Below are 1,968 nucleotides of genomic sequence, written 5' to 3'. Positions count from 1 at the left end.
CGGGTGCCGGTCGGCACCCGCCCTTCTGCGTGGGGTGGTACTAGAGAACGCCCAGGTCGCGCGCCGACTGGTTGCGGCCGTTCATGGCGACGGTACGGGCGGATCGGGTTGCCTCAGTGCTCGTGGTGGTACGACCGGCCTGAGGCCGGCGCATTCGAGCCCTGGTCAACGCTTCGTGGAGTAGTTGCATCTCGAAGGCTCCACTCGGAACGTTCAACATCGTTTTCTCACTCACTGCCGGTGTGCCACCGGCGTAGTTGGTACAGGTCGGGAACATGTCAGGCTGCCAGCCGGACCGCGCCACGCACCTCGGACAGCCCAGTGGCTGCCAGGCGCGCCTCGGCCTCGACCCGGAGCTCCGCGTCACGAGCGACGTCCTCCTTGCGCGGACGGCCACGGGGCCGCTTGCGCGGGACGACCGCGCCACGCTCGAAGATCTCGCCGCCCCAGACGCCCCACGGCTCCGCTCGCTCCACCGCCCCGGCCAGGCACTCGACGCGCAGCGGGCAGTCCCCGCAGAGCGACTTGGCCAGCTCGAGCTCGGCAGGCGAGTCGGAGAACCACAGGTCGGGGTCGAACTTCCGGCAGGGCAGGTTCGCCTCCAGCTCGACGCTCACATCGAGGGGGGCCAACGCCAGACTCATCTCCCGGTCACCTCTCTCTCACTTCGATCTCGTGGATCGCATTCCGACGTACTTCGGCGGGGCAAAAAACTGAGGCCGCGGATCCCGGTAGCGGGTTCCGCGGCCTCGAGGTGAGCCGGTGTCTGAGGATCAGACCGGTCTACCTCGAGGTGGAACGCCGCGGACATCCGTGCGCTTCTTGGCGCCATCGATGCCCATGCCCGTGAAGCCACTGGTCCCCTCGACTCCGGCGATCGGCGCAACGGTCAAGTTCAGCTCGGCCTGAACCTGGTGCACCTGCGGAACCGACGGTCGTGCGGCCGCAAGGGCCACCCAGACAGCCGACAGCGGAGCGGGGACAGACGGCATCGCCGTCAGACGCTCATAGGTGAAGATCTCCACGGTGGCCACCTCCCTCACGTTCCTCGAATCGACTGGACCAACCCCCGTGAGCAGCCGGAATGGCGCCGCTCGCGTGGTGTGTTCTGAGGCTATTCCTCGCCCGGGGGCGAGGGCAAACGAATTTACGACGAGATTTCGAAAGTTTTCTCCGGGCAGACGTCGTCCACCCCCGCGCCCTGCACGAGCGCCAGCACCGACTCCCCGTAGAGGCCCAGTTTGCGGGGGCCGATGCCGGCGATGGCGATCAACTCTTCCGGCCGGCCGGGCCGCCGCTCGGCCAACGCGGTCAACGTGGCGTCGGTGAACACCACGTACGCCGGGACCTTCTGCGCGCCGGCCACCCGCTGGCGCCACTCGCGCAGGCGTTCGTGCAGCTCATCGTCGATGTCGGAGGGACAGGTGGGGCACCGACCCAGTTTGCGGTCGGGGCCGGCGAGCAGGGTCGCGCCGCAGATCCGACAGGACACGATCTGCGTCCGGCGCCGTTCGGGACGGCGCGCGGGACCGGTGGAGGCGCCCGCCCGCTCGGTGCCGCCGGAGCGGTCCAGCTGGGGCAGGAACCGCGACGGCCGCCGGGCACGGCCGCCCGACGAGCGCGCGGCGGCGTACGACAGCCAGAGCCACTGCCGCGCGCGGGTGATGCCGACGTAGAGCAGCCGGCGCTCCTCCTCGACCTGCTCGACGGTCTTGGCGTACGTGGTGGGCAGGGTGCCCTCGGCGAGGCCGACCAGGAAGACCGCGTCCCACTCCAGCCCCTTGGCCGAGTGCAGCGACGCCAGCGTGACCCCGTCCACCGTCGGCACGTGCTGCTGGGCGGCCCGGCGGGCCAGTTCCTCGGTGAAGTCGGTGAGGGTGACCGGGCGCTCCACCGACGCCGCCTCGCCGATCGGCACCACCTCGGGGGTGGCCGCGTACTCCTCGGCGAGCTGGACCAGCGCGGACA

General features: G+C 70.2%; 3 protein-coding genes. All 3 read right to left on the bottom strand.

All coding sequences use genetic code 11. The annotated features are described in order from the left end of the window. Window positions 1-278 precede the first annotated feature (278 nt). Complete coding sequence (locus AB0J68_RS31640; protein WP_354861543.1) at window positions 279-644, bottom strand: WhiB family transcriptional regulator; 366 nt, start codon at window positions 642-644, stop codon at window positions 279-281. Window positions 645-773: 129 nt separating this feature from the next. Further along, window positions 774-1,025 carry a hypothetical protein gene (locus AB0J68_RS31635; protein ID WP_354861542.1) on the bottom strand — a complete coding sequence of 84 codons (252 nt, stop codon included), beginning with the start codon at window positions 1,023-1,025 and terminating at the stop codon, window positions 774-776. A gap of 122 nt (window positions 1,026-1,147) precedes the next feature. Further along, window positions 1,148-1,968: 3'-5' exonuclease (locus AB0J68_RS31630; RefSeq protein ID WP_363942490.1), on the bottom strand; the 821-nt coding region annotated here is incomplete at its 5' end.

Source organism: Micromonospora sp. NPDC049580 (genome assembly GCF_040675595.1).
Classification (GTDB): domain Bacteria; phylum Actinomycetota; class Actinomycetes; order Mycobacteriales; family Micromonosporaceae; genus Micromonospora.
The sequence above is the reverse complement of the archived record's forward strand: the minus strand, read 5'-3'. Positions and strand labels throughout refer to the sequence as shown.